Raw genomic sequence first — 17,682 nt, 5'->3', positions numbered from 1 at the left:
TACAAATCGTCATCCCTGCACAGGCAGGGATGACGGGAGAGTTCAGCCCAGCCGCGCCAGCGCCGCCTTCAACCGCACCGCTTCCGCGCTGCGCTCGCCATGGTCGGTGCGCGCCTTTTCGACTGCCTCGGGCTTGGCCTTCTCGACGAAGCCCGGATTGCCGAGCCGCTTGGCGAGCGTGTCGCGTTCCTTCTCCGCCGCATCGATCGCCTTGATCAGGCGCGCACGCTCGGCGGCAAGATCGATCACGCCTTCGAGCGGCAGCACGAAGGTCGCCTCATCGACGATGATCTGCGCGGAGCCGCCCTCGGGCGCACTGTCATGGCTGACGCTCTCGATCCGCGCGAGGCGGCCGAGCACCGCCGCCTGACGCTGGAGTCGATCGGCCGTCACATCGCTCGCATCGCGCACATGAGCCGTGAGCCGCGCGCCCGGCGGCACGTTGAGCTCGGCACGCGCGGCGCGGATCTCGCTGACCAGCCGGATCACCCAGTTGATCTCCTCGGCCGCCGCCGGATCGATCGCACGCGCATCGGGCATCGGCCATCTGGCGACGATCAGCTCATGCTCGCGCGGGCCCATCGCATGCCACAGCTCTTCGGTGATGAAAGGCATGAAGGGGTGGAGCATGATCAATATCTGATCGAGCACCCAGCCCGCGACGCGGCGCGTCTCTTCGGCGCCCGGGCCCTGAAGCTCGGTCTTGATGAGCTCCAGATACCAGTCGCAGAAGGTCGCCCAGACGAAATGATAGATGGCGTTGGCGGACTCGTCATAGCGCAGGTCCGCAAGTGCGAGGTCCAATGCCTGCACCGTCTTCACCGTCTCGGCGATGATCCAGCGATTGACGGGCAGATCGGCCTCGGGCGCGTCGATCGTCGTCGATGCGCCGATGCCGTTCGCCTGGGCGAAGCGCGCCGCGTTCCACAGCTTGGTCGCGAAGTTGCGATAGCCCTCGACGCGACGCTCATCGAGCTTGATGTCGCGCCCCTGGCTTTCCATCGCAGCAAGCGTGAAGCGCAGCGCGTCCGCGCCATATTTGTCGATCAGGCCCAGCGGATCGACCGTATTGCCCTTGGACTTGGACATTTTCGACCCATCCGGCGCGCGCACCAGCCCGTGCAGGTAAAGCGTCTTGAACGGCGCCTCATGCAGGAAATGGAGCCCCTGCATCACCATCCGCGCATCCCAGAAGAAGAGGATGTCGAAGCCGGAGATCAGCACATCACTGGGATAATGGCGGCGGATCATCGACATGTCCTCCGGCCAGCCGAGCGTGCCGAACGGCCAGAGCGCGGAGGAAAACCAGGTATCGAGCACGTCCGGATCGCGGCTGAGCGGCACGCCGACGCCCGCGATCGCCTGCGCGCCCGCCTCGTCCTCGGCGACATAGGCATTGCCCTGATCGTCATACCAGGCCGGGATCTGATGACCCCACCAGAGCTGGCGCGAGACGCACCAGGGCTGGATATTCTCCAGCCAGTTATAATAGGTCTTCTTCCACGTCTCCGGCACGACGCGGATCGCGCCCGAGCGCACCGCATCGAGCGCCGGCCCGGCCAGCGTCTTGGCATCGACATACCATTGGTCGGTCAGCCAGGGCTCGATCACCACGCCCGAACGGTCGCCATAGGGCGTCTGGATCACACGATCCTCAACCTTTTCGAGCAGACCCGCTGCCTCGACCAGCTCGACGACTTTGCCACGCGCCTCGAAACGATCAAGCCCCAGCAGCTCGGCCGGGACGAGCCCGTCCGCCGTCTGCGTCACCTTGGCATCGGCATCGAGCATGTTGAGCATTTCGGAAGGCTTGAAGCCTGCGCGCTCGCCCACCTCGAAATCGTTGAAGTCATGGCCGGGCGTGATCTTGACGGCGCCCGATCCCAGCTCCGGATCGGCATGCTCGTCCGCCACGATCGGGATCAGCCGGCCCGTGATCGGCAGTCGCACATTCTTGCCGATCAGCGCCTTATAGCGTTCATCTTCCGGATTCACCGCGACGGCCATGTCGGCGAGCATCGTCTCCGGCCGCGTCGTCGCGACCGAGATATGGCCGGAACCATCCTCGAGCGGATAGCTCAGATGCCAGAATTTGCCCTGCACCTCCTTCGTCTCCACCTCGAGATCCGAGATGGCGGTGCGGAAATGCGGGTCCCAGTTGACGAGCTGCTTGTCGCGATAGAGCAGGCCCTGATTATGCAGGTCGACGAACACCTTGACGACGGCCTTGGAAAAGCCCTCGTCCATGGTGAAGCGCTCATTCGCCCAGTCGCAGGACGCGCCCAGGCGGCGAAGCTGGCGCGTGATCTGCCCGCCCGACTGCGCCTTCCATTCCCACACATGCTCGACGAAAGCCTCGCGGCTCATGTCGGTGCGCTTGACGCCCTGCGAATTCAGGTTGCGCTCGACCACCATCTGCGTCGCGATGCCGGCATGGTCGGTGCCGACCACCCACAGCGCGTCCCGGCCCTGAAGCCGCGCATGGCGGACGAGAATGTCCTGCAGCGTATTGTCCAGCGCATGGCCGATATGGAGCGATCCCGTCACATTGGGCGGCGGGATGACGATGGTGAAGGGCTGCGCATCGGGCCGTGCGGGGCGGAACAGACCGCCCTCCTCCCAATGGGAATACCAGCGCGCCTCGATGGCGGCGGGGTCGAAGGTCTTGTCGATGGTGGTCTGGTCGCTCGTCATGGGCGGGCGTCTTAGCGGCAGCCGTCGAAATCCGACAGCCCCTGAAAGACACCCGCGCTTCCAGAGCCTAATTTGCGGCCTTGCCCGTCCAGCGATCCAGCCAGCCGAGCACCTCGCCATACCATTGCAGGCTGTTCTTCGGCTTCAATATCCAGTGATTCTCGTCCGGGAAGACGACCAGCCGCGACGGCACCTCGCGCCGCTGGAGCGCGGTGAAGGCCGCAAGCCCCTGGGTATAGGGGATGCGGAAATCCTTCTCGCCATGGAGCACCAGCATCGGCGTCTTCCATTGGGTGACATGGTGCACCGGGTTCCACCGCTCATATTCGCCGGCCTGCCGATAATAAGGGCCGCCATGCTCCCATTCGTCGAACCATAGCTCCTCGGTCTCATAGGCCATGGCGCGCGCATCGAACACGCCGGCATGGGTGACGAGGCATTTGAACCGATCCGGCCAATTGCCCGCGATCCAGTTGGTCATATAGCCGCCATAGGAGCCACCCAGCGCGCAGGCTTTGTCCGCATCGAGCCACGCAAACTGGTCCGTCGCCGCCTTCAGGCCGAGCTTCAAATCGGTGAAGGGCTTGCCGCCCCATTGCTTGTTGATCGCATCGGTGAAGGCCTGACCATAGCCGGTGCTGCCATGGAAATCGACCAGCACCGCGCCATAGCCCGCGCCCGCGAACAGCGCCGGATTCCAGCGATAGGACCAGGCGTTGCCGAAGGTGCCCTGCGGCCCGCCATGGATCAGATAGGCAATCGGCGCCTTCGTGCCCGCGGGCAGATTGGCGGGCTTCAGCGCATAGCCCCAGACGGTGTCGCCATCGGCGCCGGTGAAGCTGAAGCGCGTCGCCTGCGGCATATCGACCCCGGCAAGCTTGGCGGCATTGACCGAGGTGAGCCGCGTCGCCCTGCCCCGCTCGCTGGCATAGAGGTCCGCAGGCGCGGTCAGCGATTCGAGCGCATAGACCAGCCGCTTGCCCGAGACCTGCACGCCCGAGACGGAGCCCTCCCCCGTCAGCCGGCGGACCTTGCCGTCGGAAAGATCGACGCGGAAGATCGGCCGATCGAAATGGTCGGTCGCGGTGACGTAGAGGCCCGTCGAATCGGGCGCCCAGACGAACGAGTCGATCGAGCGGTCCCAACCCTGCGTCAGCGCGCGAATCTCGCCCGTGCGCAGGTCGCGCAGCTTGAGCACCAGGCGGTCGGACTCATAGGTCGGCCGCTCCATCGAGGTCCAGGCAAGCCAGCGGCCATCGGGCGAGACGGCGGGCTGCGTATCCGTGCCGTCATTGCCGGCGGTCAGATTGACCGGCGGTGCCGATCCGTCCGCTGGAACCGAGAAGATATCGAGATTGGTCGATCGCGCCTCGATCCGGCCTGCTTCGCGCAGCGCGAAATAGATGATCTTGCCGTCGGGCGACCAGGCCAGTTCGCTGCCGTCGCCATAGGGCTTTGACGGCGCATCGCCGACGAGCCCGCCGACGAGCGGCTTGCCCGCGCCCTCAGCCTTGCCGCCCACGATCGGCAGCACGAAGAGCTGCGAGCGCTCACCATTCGCCCATGTGTCCCAATGACGGGCGAAGAGCTGGTCATAGCTGCGCGCGCTGCCAGCATTGGCATCCTGCTTCACCTTCGGCCGCTCGAGTGACGGCGCGCCCGGCTTGCGATCGGCCCAGACGAGCAGGCGATCGCCCTGCGGCGAAAGCTTGAAACCGCTGATGCCATAGCCGCCCTCCGTCACCTGCGTCGGCGTGCCGCCGGTGATGGCCACGCGCCATAGCTCGTCGCCATCGCCCTTGCGGTCGGACAGGAAATAGAGGCTGCCGTCGCGCGCGAATTGCGGCGCGGTCTCGTTCGCTTCGGCGAGCGAGACGAATTTTTCGGGCTGCGCATTCGCCGCGCGCAGATCCAGCCGCCAGAGATCGAAACGGCCCTTATTCGCGGCGAGATCGGTCTCGCGCTGCTGATAGACGAGCCAGCGGCCATCCGGCGACACGACAGGATCGGCGATGCGCGAAAGCATCGCAAGATCGGTAGGGGTCAGGGGACGCGCCAGTGTCGGCGCAGCGGAAAGAACGGCCAGCGATGCCAGGCCGAGCAAGAGCGACTTGTTCATGGGCGGCAGGCGTAGCACTCCAGTAGGACAGTGCAAGGGCTGCAACCGTCACCCCTATATGCCTGCCGACGGCCGGGCGCGTTTGGCCTAGCCGATACGCCCCGTGATCCGCGCGATTTCGCGGGCGACAAGTTCCTCCACCAGCCCGGGAAGCCGCTCGTCGAGCCATTGCTTGAGCAGCGGCCGCAGCATCTCGCGCACCAGCCCGTCGAGCGTGTTCGCCCCCGCATCCGGCCGCACGGCGATGGACGAGAGCGCGGCGAGCGCCTCCCGGCTCGTGCGCGCCGCCCGTTCGGAGATCAGCGCTTCCACCGGCCCCGGCGCGAACAGCGGCGGCTCGTCCATGGGCTCGGTCAGTTCCAGCACATCCTCGTCCGTCTCGGCACGCAGATCCGACGCGGCGGCATCGTCCGGCGTGGACGGCCGGACGCGTGCCGCCGCCAGCGCCGCCGCGCTGTCATCCGCGATGATGCGTTTGATGGAAGCGAGAATATCTTCCATCGAGGGCTCATGCTTGCCGCTGCTGTCCACCATGAGGCGGACTATCGCCCAGTTCCCCCGAGGAGTCACGGGGGAAGGAAGAAGCTGGGGCTAGCTTCGCGGCGGATTGTTCCCCTGCGCGGGCGAAGGCGTCGATTCCGCGGGCGTCGACGGCACGGGAGCGGCGCTGGTCGGCTCGGGCGCGGGCACGTCCACGGTGCGCGTCGCGACCGGAACGGGCTTTGGATCGCTGTCCCAGTCCGAGATGCGGTTGCGGACGCGCTTATAGTTCAGCTCGGGATCGTAGAGCGCACCGCCATCGAGGCCGAGATCGCGTGCTTCCGCCCGGCCCATCGCCGCCAGCAGCGCGAAGCCAGCGACATAGGCATCACGCCGCGCGGTGACGAGCTGGACGCGGCTGTTGAGCAATTCCTGCTCGGCGTTGAGCACGTCCAATATGTCGCGCGTGCCGACGCTATTTTCGGCGCGCACGCCTTCCAGCGCCAGCTCGTTCGCCGACACCGCCGTCTGCGAGGAGGCGATCACGCTCTGCGCCGCGCGATATTGCGAGTAAGCCGTGCGCGCATCGGCGACGACGGCCCGCTCTGTCTCGGTCACCTCCTCGAGCGATTGGCTCGCCAGCGCCTGGGCCTGGCGCACGCGCGCGGCAGGCTGACCGCCCTGATAGAGCGGCAGGGTGGCGCCGACGCCCAGCGTCACGGACTTCTGCATCTGCGAGACAGACGCGCCGGGAATGGGCGAGGATACGGTGCCCAGAAAATTGGCGTAGCTGCCCCCCGCCGTCGCCGACAGGGTCGGGAGGCGCGCGGCATTGGCGACGCGCACATCATAATCCGCCGCACGGCTGCGCTGCCGGGCGGATTCGAGCGCTGGATTATTCTCGATCGCGACATCGACGGCATCGTCGGCCATGGTCGGCAGGCTCGGCAGCGACGGCGGCGTTTCGAGCGCCTGCGGGAAGGAGCCGACGACCTCCAGATAATTTTCGCGGCTGCCATCGAGCTGCGCCCGCGCCGTTTCGAGACTGCTCATGGCGATCGCCAGACGCGCTTCCGACTGGGAGACGTCGGTGCGCGTGAGGTCGCCCACCTGGAAGCGATCGCGCGACGCGGCGAGATTGGTCTCGAGCACCCGAACGTTATTTTCGTTCAGGCTGACGATCGACTGATCGCGGATCACGTCCATATAGGCCGCCACGACCCGCGTGAACACATCCGCCTCGATCGAGCGGAGCCCTGCCCGGCCCGCCAGGACGCGCGCATCCGCCGCCCGGATGCCATTTTTCACCGCGCCGCCCTGAAAGATCGGCATGCCAAGATCCGCCCGCCCGCCGATCGAACGCGTCGGCGCGGTGACGGAATTGCCCTGGGGCACGACGAATTCATTATAGCCGCCGCTGGCGCTCAACGATGGGCGCGCGCCCGCCTTGGCGATCGGCACGCCCTCGTCGGTTGCCCGCTGACCGGCGCGCGCGCCGGTCAATGTCGGATTCGTGCGATAGGCCTTTTCCAGCGCCTCGCGCAGCGTATCCGCCTGCGCGGGCATGGCGGCCATCGCGGCAAGGCAGACCCCGGCCCGCAACATCAGGCGCATGGCGACAATCCCCCCTAGGATGAACTGATCAGAAAACGAATTGCGGCGGCTTGGCGAAGCCGGGCAGCGACACCGCTTCGGCATCGGCAAAGGGCGTGAAGCCGAAGCCCTCGCCCGCGCGGCGGCCGATGCCGAGGCGGGTCACGCCGCGCTCGACGATTGCCGCGGCAAGCCTTCCATCATCGGCGAGCTGGGCGATCAGCGCGTCCGGAATCGTCTCGATCGCGCCATCGACGAAGATCAGGTCATAAGGCGCCTTGGCAGGCCAGCCTTCGGCCAGCGGCCCTTCGACGAACTCCACATTAGCCGGAACGCCGGCATCGCGCGCCGTCGCGAGCAGCGCAGCATCCTCCTCCAGTGCCACCACCGAGCCGGCGAGGAGAGAAAGGAGCGCCGCCGCATAGCCCGTCGCGGCGCCGACCAGCAGCACCCGATCCTCGGGCGCGACCTGCGCTTCGGTCAGCAGCCGGCCCGTCACCATCGGCGCGTTGAGCGCGCGCCCGCCGCCCAGCGGCACGGCCGTATCGACATAAGCGAGCGCCGAGCGGCTGCGCGGCACATGCCGTTCGCGCGGCACCTCCCCCATGGCGGCGATCACACGCGGATCGCTCACGGCGGTGGTCCTCAACTGGCTGGCGACCATCGCCCGCCGCATCGCATCGAAACTTTGATCGGTCACTTCAGCCAGCCCCATAATTTACTGTTCTAGTCGTACAATACACCAACGCTATGCTCAAGGGATTATCGCGGGTCAAGATCAAGGCCAAGCCGCTTGTCTCGTCAGGAGGCCATCATAGTCCGGCGCACGGCATTTTCGTGCCGACGGAACAGCCTTTCACTTCCTCCGTTCCGGCATGGCGTGGAGCAGCCATAATGATTGTTAATGTGGGCGAATGGCGAAATTGCCACTCGTGGCGCCGCGCAACGACATCGGAGCGGACCTACACCATGGACAGACTATTTCCTCGCGCAATCATATCCTGCCTCATTCATGCGAGGCTGCCCGCAATGTCCGAGCTCGAGGAAGTCGCCAGCCGGATCTGGCATGAGGCGCTCGCCCGCCATTCGCGCCTGGCATGGCACCAGCTTCCACGCGATTCGGCGGAGTATAGGCGCGCCATGGCGGCTGCGCTGACCGCGCTCGGCTGCGGCGGGCGCCCCCTCCCCACGCTGCTATCCTTGCCCCTAGGGAGGCCGGCATGACCGCGATCGACACGGGCAGCGGCGAGACGCCGCGAGCCGAGGGTACGTCCGAGCACCATCTCCTGCACGAAATCGCCAATTGCGGCTGCAACAAGATCCTGGTTGAGGAGGATTCCGGAACCGCCTGGGCCGAGCAGGCGGCCGTGCCGCATGGCAAGGCGGCGAAGCCCGCGCCCCGTTCTCCAAGACCCTCCACCGCTACGCTGCTGCTGATCGGCGGCGGACTGGCCGCGGCGGGCATCGCTGCGGCGCTGATCCCGCGATGGCGCCGCGGCAGCCGGCCCGCTCCGGATCGGGCGCGACCAACCGCACCCGCCGAACCGGCCGCAGCCTGGGACGAGGTCGACGAAGCTTCGGACGAATCCTTTCCGGCGAGCGACCCCCCCGCCTTCACGCACATGAACGCGTGAGCGCTCCGCCTCGCCGGAACGGAAGATGAAAGTCAGACGCGTCGCGGCATGGGGATCGGGGTGGAGCGCGACGGCATCGGCGCTGCGATCGGCGGCGTGAGGCCGTTGACGAGATCCGCGATCCGCACCGTCTGGCCGGTCTGGAAGCAATGGTTCGCGGCGACGCCGATCAGGATCGAATAGGCCCCGCCACGCTCGTCGGACGAGCGACGGAACCTGTCCGCCGGCGGCGTGCCGAAAACATCTTCCAGCATCGCATCGTCGCCGCCGCCATGGCCGCCCTCGGCCGTCCACCGCCATTTTCGCGAGCAACGACATCATGGCCGCCGGCGTGCTCAAGGAAGCGATCGCGCGCAAAATATCGGTGCCGGGGGATGTGTCGGTCGCCGGCTTCGACGACAGCCCCATCGCCAGCATGCTCTCGCCCGCGCTCACCACGATCCGCCGCCCTCTGGTGGAAATGGCGCGCAACGCCACCGAACGGCTGATGACGATGATCGGCAGGGGCGCCGTCGAACGCTATGCCGATATCGAGGCCGAGCTGACGCTGGTCGAACGGGAATCGACCGGCCCGGTGCGGCCGGACTGAGCCGCCACGCGGACCAAGCCGTCAGCACCAGAAGCGCTTGACGCGCGCAAAATCATCGAAGGCGGCCTCAGCGGCGGAAATTCCCTTTCCGGCATCGGGATCGAACCGCTCGGCCGCCAGTGCCTCCAGCCGCTGTGCGATAAGCGGATCGGGATCCTGACGAGCAAGATCGGCAATTATGTCCCGTCCCGTCTCGGCATCGTTGAGCTCGCCCAGGCTGGTCTGGATCCGGTCCAGCGCAGCGAGGAAGCGTCGGCGGCGTTTTTTGGCCCGCTTGTCTTCATAGAGGCCGGCGAAGAATTCGGCGGCATAGCGCAGCTTCTTCGCGGCGATCCTAAGATCATGCCGCTCGGCCGGATCGAGCCCGGCAATATCCCTTCCCGCCTTGCGGAACTTCCGCCGGCGGCGATCGAGCAGTTGTCCGGCAAAGCGGATCACCGGCAGGTTGCGAAGCCCGGCCTTGTCGAAATCGGTCGTCCCGCGCCAATCGCCCGCTTCCGCCCAACGGGCGATGTCGAGGATCAGCCCGCGGCTGCGCGGTGAATTCAGGCCCACGCAAACGCGATCATAGACATCGGCCCGCGCCGCATCGAGCCGGGGCTTCAGCTCGACAATGTCGATATGGCCGATCAGCACATCGAGATTGCGCGCCTCGCCGAGCAGCGCGGCCAGCCATTTGAGCTCGGCCCGCATTTTTTCGCTTTCGGGATCACTCAGCAACGGTCTGAATAGCGACAGGGCCGAGCGCAGCCGCCGCAGCGCGACACGCGCCTGATGCACCGCCTCCGCATCCGCGGCGGCAAGGATGAGCGGCTCGTTGAGCCGGAAATGGCGCAGACATGCGCGTACGATCGTCGCGAACGCTTCCCCTGCCGTATCCGTGATGCCGAGCAGGACCGGGCCGGCCTTGCTCGCGGCGCCCGCGCCCTGCTCCACCAGCGCATAGCCGCGATCGGCCTTGCTGCGGACGCCGAGGCGCATGCCTCCTACATCGCCGAGCCGGTCGAGCCAGGCGAAGAGCGTAGCGGGCTCACCCTCCTTCAATTCCAGTTCGAGCTCGCAAAAAGGCTCGACCACGCCAAGCGCCAACACGCAGCCGCGATCGAATGCCAGCTCGATCCGGGCATCCCCTTCCTCGATCTGCCACAAGGCGCGTTCAACCTCGCTGCTGAACAGCGGCATGAGCGACCAGGCCGGCACAGCGAGATGATCGAGCGGTGTATCCGCTATGGCACGCGGATCGGGCTCGGTGCCGCCTATTTCAACTTCCCATTCGGCCCGGTCGAACAGGCCGGCATTGCCGCCGGCATCGGCCTTGATCGTCTGGAGATAGCGATTTCCGGATCGGCGGATGCGCAGCGACAGGCCCGCCGCACGCAGCCTGCGATCGGACGTGTCATAATAGGTCGAAACCAGCGGCTTCGCGGCGGAGGGGCCGAGAAGCTCGGCGAGCCGCCCGCCAAGCGTCTCCGCCTGCGCCGGATCGAGTTCCAGCTTGAGTTCGACTTCCGCCATGCCGCCGTTCCGGCCCGTTCCCGCGCATCCTGTCCGGATGCCGAACCGGAAAGCCCGGCATCGTGGAAATTCCCTAATGTAGCCGGTCCCGAGCCGATGTTCATCAGGCAAGCGACGGGATCAGGTCAACGCTTCGACCCTGCTTTCCAGATGCAGCCCGCGATCCTCGTCAAAGGCAAGACGATAAGGCCCGTCTATCTTGCCAATAAAGCGGCCATCCTCGTCGCTGTGCCGGAAGGCGAAATAATAGCATTGGCCATCATGCTCCACCGCGCGCCCGGCATAGCGCGTCGCCTGCATATCGCCGTCAAAAAACGGCCCCGGCCCGAGCCGCCACGGCCCGGTCGGCGCGTCCGCGACAAAATAATGCGTGCCCGTCACGGCGCCGCCCGGCGCGACCTTGCGATACTCCTCGCCGAAGAAGCGTGCCTCCGTGCAGAACAGGCATATCCATCGGTCGTCCATCCGGATGACTTGGGGCACTTCGCAATGGCCGAAAAAGCCGGGCTCGGAAATTGGCGGCCGGGCCTTCCACTCCACCAGATCATCGGAAACGGCATGGCCGAGCACGCCGCGCGACGAGCTGTCCCCCTCTTTCACCCGGGCGGTGAATATCATGTGAAACTGGCCCGATGCGGGATCGCGCATCACCCAGGGATCGCGCCAGGCGCGGTCGTGCCACAGCCCGGGGGAATATTCCTCATACCATCGCTCGTCGAGATCGAGCGCCGCGCCGTCCCCGGCACGGGTCCAGTGATGAAGATCCGTGGAGGTGGCGCGGAAGATGCGCTGCTTCATCCCGCCCTCGGCGCGGCTCGTCCCCGTATAGAATAGGTGCCAGAGGCCATCATGCTCGATGATGCTTCCCGTCCAGGTCGTGTAATCGTCCAGCGCGGGCTCCGCATTCGGGGCGAAGCAGGCGCCATGATCGGTCCAGTTCAGAAGATCGGGGGACGAGGCATGCCCGATCTTCACATGCCAATGGCGCTGATCGGGATCGTTCAGCGATTTGGGCGCGTGCAGATAGAAGAGATGATGCGCATCGGGCGTCCGCGCGAACCAGAAATCCCATACCCAATAGTCCCTGAGTTCAAACATTTTGCACATCCCTCCTCTTTGCGGCGGCCCCGGCCGGGCCGCCGCTTGATGTTTCGGTCCTGAAATTTCGTCTTGCCCCCGCAGAGCGGGAAATCGCTCAGCTACCGTCCATGGCGAGCGCCAGCGTTCGCCCAGCCGGGCTTGGGCATGTCGGTGATATGGCCATAGGCTGGGGAAGATGGGTTCAGATCGAGGGGGCCGAAGGATCCTATGCCCAGGCCGCTCAGCGGGCCGAGCATGTCCCTGCCCTGCCGGAAGAAGGCCAGAACCTTCCCGAACGTCTCTCCGGGCGTGATCGTTTCTATCCGGGCCCGCGCGCGTATGTGGCCGGGGCCCGAGCCGATCAGGCAGCTGAACTTGGTTCCGCCCGCCTCGATCGCGTCGAAGAGCTTCTTTCCATCATCCATGGCCCGCCTCCCGTTCCAGGCGCATTCCGCTCTCGCCGTCGAAATAATGGGCGCGGCCATGCTCCATCTTCAGCGCCACATGCTGCCCTAGAGCGAAATCCTCATCGGGAGAGACCTTGGCCACGAGCGGGCGGTCCTGCCCGATATTCACATAGATGAGCACCTGCTCGCCGAGATTTTCGATGAATTCGATCTTCCCGGCGAAGCTGGCCAGATATTGTTCGTCGCGGGAGATGGACAGATGCTCCGGACGAATGCCCAGCACCATCTCCCTCGACGCCCCCGGCCCTGTCGTCGACAGGCTGATGAAGTTCATCTGCGGCGATCCGATGAACCCCGCCACGAACAGATTGGCGGGGCGGTTGTAGAGATCGAGCGGCGATCCGACCTGCTCGATCCGGCCGGCATTGAGGACGACGATCCGGTCGGCGAGCGTCATCGCCTCGACCTGATCGTGCGTCACATAGATCATCGTCGTCTTGAGCGACTTATGAAGCCGCGCAATCTCGATCCGGGTCTGCACGCGCAATGCGGCATCGAGGTTCGACAGAGGCTCGTCGAACAGGAACAGCCCCGGCTCGCGCACGATCGCCCGTCCGATCGCGACGCGCTGGCGCTGCCCGCCCGACAATTGCTTGGGCAGGCGATCGAGATGGCCCGCAAGATCCAAGGATCTCGCAGCCTCCTGCACGCGCTTCTCTATCTCCCTTTTGTCCATTCGCGCATTTTTGAGGGAGAAGGACATATTCTCACGGACGGTCATATGCGGGTAGAGCGCATAGGATTGGAACACCATCGCCACCCGCCGATCGGATGGCGACATTCCGTTCGCCAGCACCCCGTCGATCAGCAGTTCGCCGGACGTGATCTCGTCCAGCCCGGCGATCAGCCGCAGCAGCGTCGATTTGCCGCAGCCGGAAGGGCCGACGAAGACGATGAATTCGCCCGATCCGATATCGAGATCGATCCCGCGAAGAATGTCGTTCCGGCCGAGTGATTTGCTTATGTTGGCCAGTTTGATCGATGCCATGCAACCCTCTCCTGGGCGGCGGGCGGCCCGCCGCCGGGCTGGAGGAACGTAAGCGGATGGGACCGGCATCACCGGTCCCACAGCCCATGTTCGGGCCAGCGCCGCACGAGCCTGTCCTCCACCTTCGGCAGCGCCTTGATCGGCCCGTTGCGATCGAGCTGATACCAATAGGCGACGCTCGAATAATCATTGGCCTGATCATTGGCATGGCCATGCTCGAACGTGACCTTGATCGACTTGCTGAAGTGGATCGGATCCTCGATGTGGAAACGGTAGAGGCTCCACTTGCCGAAATGCTCCTGCGCGTCCGATCCCAGCGAAATGCCGTGATAGGGCGTCGAATGCTCGCCCGAGGGAAAGCCCCAGGACATACCGAAATAATCTTCGGTGCCGGTGCCGTGCAGCGAGGGCGGCCAGGGCTCGCCATCGATGAAGATCATGTCGTCGCCCTCGCCGGGCCAGGTGAACTGCTGGTTTGAAGCGTCGAAATTGTCGATGTTGAGGACGCAGCCGACGAAATGCCCCCTGCCCACCGTATCGAGCACGACATAATTGTCGTCGCCCGTCAGGTTGACGCCGCCAAGGTCCCAGGGCGCCGGATCCTGATAGGGATGCTGATGGACGATCTTCTCGCAAGGATTTTCACGGTTCCAGCTCGCGTGGAAGCGCCCGAAATCCTCCGGCAGATCTTCCGCATATTTCTCATAATCGATGTAGAAGAAGAGATTTTCGATCGGCTCCTCGGCCTCGTTGACGATCTGGACGCGCGCGCCCTTCTGGAAGGGCATCGGGAAAAAGCTCGTCATCGCCGCCGAGAAGGGTCCCTTAGGTCCGCGACGATTGCCGAAGGTCGTGACCAGCGGCAGCGACCAGAAATGATTGGCGGTGGCATGGCCGACGCCGAAAAAGTCGCCCAGCGGCACGGAAACGCTTGGGCTCTCCTCGCCGTCCCAGAACATCTGGAACACGAGCTTGCGGAGATATTGGGGCGAATAGCAGCGGGTCGTCACCCACATATGCTTGATCGACCCGGCGCCTTCGATCTCCGCCATGACGCAGGTCTCGCCCGGCTGCACCTGATAGAAATCCCGATTGCCGCCGGTGCGGTCCCAGCTCGAGGCGCGATGCGAGGTGACGCCCCGCCGGATGATCGGCAGGCCGGCGAGCGGGCTCGCGGGAAGGAAGGGGTTACGCAAGGTCATCAGGCCATCTCCTTTGCTTCAACGGATTGATATGGTGTGATTTATTGGCTTTCCGGGCTCATCCCTTGACCGCGCCCATCGCCATCCCCTCGACGATGCGCCGCTGGATGATGATGGCGAGGATCAGCACGGGGATGGTGAAGAGCGTGCCCGCCGCCGTCATCGCGCCCCATTCGGACGAATAGACGTTCAGAAGTTCCGAGACCGCGACCGGCGCCGTCTTCGCTTCGACATTGGTAAGCAGCAGCGCGAAGAGATATTCGTTCCAGGACAGCATCGCCGCGAAGATTGCCGTCGCCGCCAGACCGGGCGTGGCGACGGGCAGGATGATGCGGGTGAAGGCGGTGAAGCGGTTGCAGCCATCGACGATCGCGGCTTCCTCCAGATCCGCCGGGATATCCTGGAAGAAACCCGAGCTCATCCAGATGACGAAGGGCAGGTTGAGCGCGGCATGGACCAGGATCAGCCCGATCTGCGTGTCGATCAGCCCGGCCCAGCGGATCATGCCCAATATCGGGATTGCGAGCGTCACGGGCGGCACGACCCGTGCCAGCAGCGCCAGCAGGAAGAAGGATCGCACGACCGGCGAGTGCGACCGCGCCACCGCATATCCCGCCATCGATCCCAGCGCCATCGCGATCGCGGTGGAGCCGAAGGTCACGACCAGGCTGTTCCACATGCTGCGCCCGATATTGAGCGCGCTCGCCATATGGAGATAGTTCTCGATCGAAAAATGCGAGGGCAGCAGCCGCGGGGGCGAGGCGATCACTTCCGCCGCCGGCTTGAAGGAGGTCAGCACGATCGTCAGGAAGGGCGCGAGATAGAATAGAGCGAAGAGCAGCGCTCCACCCAGCAGGGCGATTTCCCACAGGCGCGATTTGCGAAGGCCGATCATCATGCCCGCCCTCCCGCATCGCTGGGCCGCAGGATCAGATAGACGCACAGAGCGAGGATCATCAGCCCGACGGTGAACAGCACCGCGATCGCCGAGGAAAAGCCGACATCGGCATAGCGCGCGAGCGTCCGGTAGATCTGCGTGCTCAGCACCTCGGAGGAGAAGCGCGGGCCGCCCCCCGTCAGGATCCAGATGGCGTCGAAGGTCCGCGCCGCATCGATCAGCCGCATGACGAGCGCGACCGCGATCACCGGGCGCAGCAGCGGCAGCTTGATCAGGAATATCTCCCGCACCAGGCTCGTCCCGTCGATCTTCGCAGCGTCGCTCAGGCTTTTCGGCAGCGCCTGCAGGCCGGCGAGCAGGATCAGCACGATGAACGGCGTCGTAAGCCAGATATCGACGATCATCGCCGCCGGAAGCGCGAAGGCCGGGCTCGAAAGCCAGGGCAAGGCGCTCGGGCTGTCGATCAGCCCGATCTGATAGAGCGCCCAGTTCAATATGCCGAATTCGGAAGAATATATGTAGCGCCAGGCGACCGCCGCGATGATCGGCGCGATCATCAGCGGCAGGAGCAGGATCGTGCGGACGATTTCCCTGCCGCGCTTCAGCCTGTCGATGAACAGTGCGACCGCGAAGCCGAGGACGAACTCGACGCAGACGACGACCGCCGTGAACAGCAGGCTGTTGCCCACTGCCATCCAGAAACGGTGCGAGCCGATCGCGCGGACATAATTGTCCAGTCCATCGAACTGCCGCGAGCCCGGATCGATCAGATCATAATGATAGAAGCTATTGTAGATGACGAGAATGAGCGGAAACAGCAGGAACAGAGCGAGATAGACGAGCGCCGGACAGGACATGGCGATCGCCACGAAATTCCTGTCCTGCAGCATCGATCTCATTCTCGATCTGACATGGCTGTCGCGGCGCGGCTGCCCGCTTTGCACGGAGCCGTTGTGCAGATGGTGCATCAGGATGGGATAGGTCATGGCCGTGCTCGCTGACGGTTGAGGATGAGCGCGATCTCGTCGCGCGCCTGCGGGAGAGCCTCTTCCGGCGTCTTCTCGCGGAGGAGGATCGTCTGGAGCGTGGGGATCAGGACGCTCTCCTCAATCTCGCTCCATCGCCTGAGCGCGGGCCGATCGAACGTGCCCCTGTCCTCCAATGTCCGGATCAGGGCCGGAAGATGTGCGCCCTCCGGCATGGTCGCCCGCGCTTCCAGCACGGACCTGCGGGCGGCGACCCCAAAGGCATCCGCGACGGCATCATCATGCTCGAACAGATAGGAGACGAGCGCCCGCGCCGCCGACTTCGACTTCGACGCCCGGAAGACGACATTATACCAGGCCCCCGGCACGGCCCCGCCGACATTGGGCGCAACCCCTATGCCGCCAGCCCTGCCGGCCGCCGCGCTGCGATAAAGATCGGGCAGGAAATGGGCCCAGACATAGGTGGTGGCGAGCTTGCCCGCCTTGAACAGCTCGACATTCTGGGGGCTCGCCATCTCCATATAGGTGGGCGGCACCAGCTTCGCGTCGATCAGGTCGATCAGGAAATGGGACGCCTTCAGATAGGGCTGGCTATCGATAACGATCTCGCCCCGCCCGTCCGTCACATAGGATTTGGCGCCCGCCTGCGCGGCCAGATAGAGCCAGTTGGTGACGGCATCGCCATGCCCGCCAAATCCTTCCAGGCTGGTGCCGAACATGTCGGTCTTGCCGTCCCCGTCGAGATCACGCGTGAAGAAGGCGGCGACGTCCTTCAGCTCCTGCCAGTTGGTCGGCGGCCGGAGCGCATAGCCATAGCGGCGCCGGAAAGCCGCCTGTTCCGCAGCATCGTCGAACAGATCCTTGCGATAGACGAGGATCTCCGCATTGTCCCAGAGCGGCATGCCATAGAGGCGGCCGTCGAACGTCGCCCCCGACAGGAGATGCGGGAAAAGATCGGCGCGGACCTCGGGTGTCGCCAGATCGTCGAGCGGTTCGAGCACATTCCTGACGAGCGGGAACCAGAGCACATCGATCGCCGCGACATCATAAGCGCCGGTCGGCGACACGACCTCCGAGATCAGCTTGTCGCGAACGCCCATATAAGGCGCCGTCGCAATCTCGAGCTTGACCTTATATTTCTTCTCGAAATCCGGCTTTACTTTCTGGAGCGCCTTGAAGGCCGGACTTCCGCCCTCGACCAGAACCGTGACCTTGGCTTCGCCAGCTTCGGCCGAACGATCCGGATATTGCGATATCGCGAACGCCATCAGCCCGACCAAGACTGCAAGCGCGCCCTTTACGTACGCTCTTCTGCCCATGGCATGATCCTCGCCACTAATATTTTTTCATTATTATGCGTCTTATTCTTTTCTTCTTCGCGAACCGCTCGGATCATATGTCCGCCGAGCCGGAAACCCTAGCCTCCAACCGGGAGGC

At 64.9% G+C, this 17,682-nt stretch carries 16 protein-coding genes and 1 pseudogene; 3 read left to right on the top strand and 14 right to left on the bottom strand.

What is annotated here, in order from left to right; genetic code table 11:
• Positions 1–42 precede the first annotated feature (42 nt).
• From CLG96_RS11620 to CLG96_RS11600, 5 genes are all read right to left on the bottom strand, one after another.
• The gene (locus tag CLG96_RS11620; protein WP_107968164.1) at positions 43–2,694 is read right to left on the bottom strand and encodes a valine--tRNA ligase; all 2,652 of its coding nucleotides are present in this window, start codon (positions 2,692–2,694) and stop codon (positions 43–45) included.
• Between the two features lie 67 nt (positions 2,695–2,761).
• Entirely contained in the window at positions 2,762–4,813 is a 2,052-nt protein-coding gene (locus tag CLG96_RS11615; protein ID WP_107968163.1) for a S9 family peptidase, read from the bottom strand.
• An 87-nt stretch (positions 4,814–4,900) separates the two neighbouring features.
• The gene (locus tag CLG96_RS11610; RefSeq protein WP_107968162.1) at positions 4,901–5,347 is read right to left on the bottom strand and encodes a DUF2497 domain-containing protein; all 447 of its coding nucleotides are present in this window, start codon (positions 5,345–5,347) and stop codon (positions 4,901–4,903) included.
• Between the two features lie 57 nt (positions 5,348–5,404).
• Positions 5,405–6,907, bottom strand: coding sequence for a TolC family outer membrane protein (locus CLG96_RS11605; RefSeq protein ID WP_107968161.1), 1,503 nt, complete (start codon positions 6,905–6,907; stop codon positions 5,405–5,407).
• A gap of 28 nt (positions 6,908–6,935) precedes the next feature.
• A complete protein-coding gene (locus CLG96_RS11600; protein WP_107968160.1) occupies positions 6,936–7,601 on the bottom strand; it encodes a protein-L-isoaspartate O-methyltransferase family protein in 666 nt (221 codons plus the stop codon).
• Positions 7,602–7,915: 314 nt separating this feature from the next.
• Between CLG96_RS11600 and CLG96_RS11595 the strand changes: the two genes are divergently transcribed.
• Positions 7,916–8,110 carry a hypothetical protein gene (locus CLG96_RS11595; RefSeq protein WP_107968159.1) on the top strand — a complete coding sequence of 65 codons (195 nt, stop codon included), beginning with the start codon at positions 7,916–7,918 and terminating at the stop codon, positions 8,108–8,110.
• Positions 8,107–8,520, top strand: a complete 414-nt coding sequence (locus CLG96_RS18990) for a hypothetical protein (protein ID WP_207796671.1) — start codon at positions 8,107–8,109, stop codon at positions 8,518–8,520. The genes CLG96_RS11595 and CLG96_RS18990 overlap by 4 nt, the downstream gene beginning before the upstream one ends.
• A gap of 32 nt (positions 8,521–8,552) precedes the next feature.
• On the opposite strand, the gene CLG96_RS11585 is transcribed toward CLG96_RS18990, so the two are convergent.
• The gene (locus CLG96_RS11585; protein WP_107968158.1) at positions 8,553–8,774 is read right to left on the bottom strand and encodes a hypothetical protein; all 222 of its coding nucleotides are present in this window, start codon (positions 8,772–8,774) and stop codon (positions 8,553–8,555) included.
• A gap of 29 nt (positions 8,775–8,803) precedes the next feature.
• On the opposite strand from CLG96_RS11585, the pseudogene CLG96_RS11580 reads away from it, so the two are divergent.
• Positions 8,804–9,109 (top strand): annotated as a pseudogene (locus CLG96_RS11580) (substrate-binding domain-containing protein); the annotation flags it as partial.
• Between the two features lie 21 nt (positions 9,110–9,130).
• Here CLG96_RS11580 and CLG96_RS11575 read toward each other — a convergent pair.
• From CLG96_RS11575 to CLG96_RS11540, 8 genes are all read right to left on the bottom strand, one after another.
• Positions 9,131–10,624 carry a CYTH and CHAD domain-containing protein gene (locus tag CLG96_RS11575; RefSeq protein WP_107968157.1) on the bottom strand — a complete coding sequence of 498 codons (1,494 nt, stop codon included), beginning with the start codon at positions 10,622–10,624 and terminating at the stop codon, positions 9,131–9,133.
• Between the two features lie 120 nt (positions 10,625–10,744).
• Positions 10,745–11,722 (bottom strand): glycoside hydrolase family protein, encoded by a 978-nt coding sequence (locus CLG96_RS11570; protein WP_165799631.1) that lies wholly within the window; start codon positions 11,720–11,722, stop codon positions 10,745–10,747.
• Positions 11,723–11,823: 101 nt separating this feature from the next.
• Positions 11,824–12,129, bottom strand: a complete 306-nt coding sequence (locus CLG96_RS11565; RefSeq protein ID WP_107968155.1) for an ROK family protein — start codon at positions 12,127–12,129, stop codon at positions 11,824–11,826.
• The gene (locus tag CLG96_RS11560; RefSeq protein ID WP_107968154.1) at positions 12,122–13,159 is read right to left on the bottom strand and encodes an ABC transporter ATP-binding protein; all 1,038 of its coding nucleotides are present in this window, start codon (positions 13,157–13,159) and stop codon (positions 12,122–12,124) included. The genes CLG96_RS11565 and CLG96_RS11560 overlap by 8 nt, the downstream gene beginning before the upstream one ends.
• A 68-nt stretch (positions 13,160–13,227) precedes the next feature.
• On the bottom strand, positions 13,228–14,361 hold the full coding sequence (locus tag CLG96_RS11555; protein ID WP_107968153.1) for a glycoside hydrolase family 172 protein: 1,134 nt from the start codon (positions 14,359–14,361) through the stop codon (positions 13,228–13,230).
• A gap of 58 nt (positions 14,362–14,419) precedes the next feature.
• A complete protein-coding gene (locus CLG96_RS11550; protein WP_107968152.1) occupies positions 14,420–15,259 on the bottom strand; it encodes a carbohydrate ABC transporter permease in 840 nt (279 codons plus the stop codon).
• The gene (locus CLG96_RS11545) at positions 15,256–16,245 is read right to left on the bottom strand and encodes a carbohydrate ABC transporter permease (RefSeq protein WP_107968151.1); all 990 of its coding nucleotides are present in this window, start codon (positions 16,243–16,245) and stop codon (positions 15,256–15,258) included. Before CLG96_RS11545 ends, CLG96_RS11550 begins: the two co-directional genes overlap by 4 nt.
• On the bottom strand, positions 16,242–17,564 hold the full coding sequence (locus CLG96_RS11540) for an extracellular solute-binding protein (RefSeq protein ID WP_107968150.1): 1,323 nt from the start codon (positions 17,562–17,564) through the stop codon (positions 16,242–16,244). Before CLG96_RS11540 ends, CLG96_RS11545 begins: the two co-directional genes overlap by 4 nt.
• Positions 17,565–17,682 lie beyond the last annotated feature (118 nt).

Source organism: Sphingomonas oleivorans (genome assembly GCF_003050615.1).
GTDB classification, from domain to species: Bacteria; Pseudomonadota; Alphaproteobacteria; order Sphingomonadales; family Sphingomonadaceae; genus Sphingomonas_H; species Sphingomonas_H oleivorans.
The sequence above is the reverse complement of the archived record's forward strand: the minus strand, read 5'-3'. Positions and strand labels throughout refer to the sequence as shown.

Bases quoted from the DNA above. Each gene is read 5' to 3' on its own strand.
- CLG96_RS11620 (WP_107968164.1), bottom strand. From the start codon at position 2,694: ATGACGAGCGACCAGACCACCATCGACAAGACCTTCGACCCCGCCGCC.
- CLG96_RS11615 (WP_107968163.1), bottom strand. From the start codon at position 4,813: ATGAACAAGTCGCTCTTGCTCGGCCTGGCATCGCTGGCCGTTCTTTCC.
- CLG96_RS11610 (WP_107968162.1), bottom strand. From the start codon at position 5,347: ATGGTGGACAGCAGCGGCAAGCATGAGCCCTCGATGGAAGATATTCTC.
- CLG96_RS11605 (WP_107968161.1), bottom strand. From the start codon at position 6,907: ATGCGCCTGATGTTGCGGGCCGGGGTCTGCCTTGCCGCGATGGCCGCC.
- CLG96_RS11600 (WP_107968160.1), bottom strand. From the start codon at position 7,601: ATGGGGCTGGCTGAAGTGACCGATCAAAGTTTCGATGCGATGCGGCGG.
- CLG96_RS11595 (WP_107968159.1), top strand. From the start codon at position 7,916: ATGTCCGAGCTCGAGGAAGTCGCCAGCCGGATCTGGCATGAGGCGCTC.
- CLG96_RS18990 (WP_207796671.1), top strand. From the start codon at position 8,107: ATGACCGCGATCGACACGGGCAGCGGCGAGACGCCGCGAGCCGAGGGT.
- CLG96_RS11585 (WP_107968158.1), bottom strand. From the start codon at position 8,774: ATGCTGGAAGATGTTTTCGGCACGCCGCCGGCGGACAGGTTCCGTCGC.
- CLG96_RS11575 (WP_107968157.1), bottom strand. From the start codon at position 10,624: ATGGCGGAAGTCGAACTCAAGCTGGAACTCGATCCGGCGCAGGCGGAG.
- CLG96_RS11570 (WP_165799631.1), bottom strand. From the start codon at position 11,722: ATGTTTGAACTCAGGGACTATTGGGTATGGGATTTCTGGTTCGCGCGG.
- CLG96_RS11565 (WP_107968155.1), bottom strand. From the start codon at position 12,129: ATGGATGATGGAAAGAAGCTCTTCGACGCGATCGAGGCGGGCGGAACC.
- CLG96_RS11560 (WP_107968154.1), bottom strand. From the start codon at position 13,159: ATGGCATCGATCAAACTGGCCAACATAAGCAAATCACTCGGCCGGAAC.
- CLG96_RS11555 (WP_107968153.1), bottom strand. From the start codon at position 14,361: ATGACCTTGCGTAACCCCTTCCTTCCCGCGAGCCCGCTCGCCGGCCTG.
- CLG96_RS11550 (WP_107968152.1), bottom strand. From the start codon at position 15,259: ATGATGATCGGCCTTCGCAAATCGCGCCTGTGGGAAATCGCCCTGCTG.
- CLG96_RS11545 (WP_107968151.1), bottom strand. From the start codon at position 16,245: ATGACCTATCCCATCCTGATGCACCATCTGCACAACGGCTCCGTGCAA.
- CLG96_RS11540 (WP_107968150.1), bottom strand. From the start codon at position 17,564: ATGGGCAGAAGAGCGTACGTAAAGGGCGCGCTTGCAGTCTTGGTCGGG.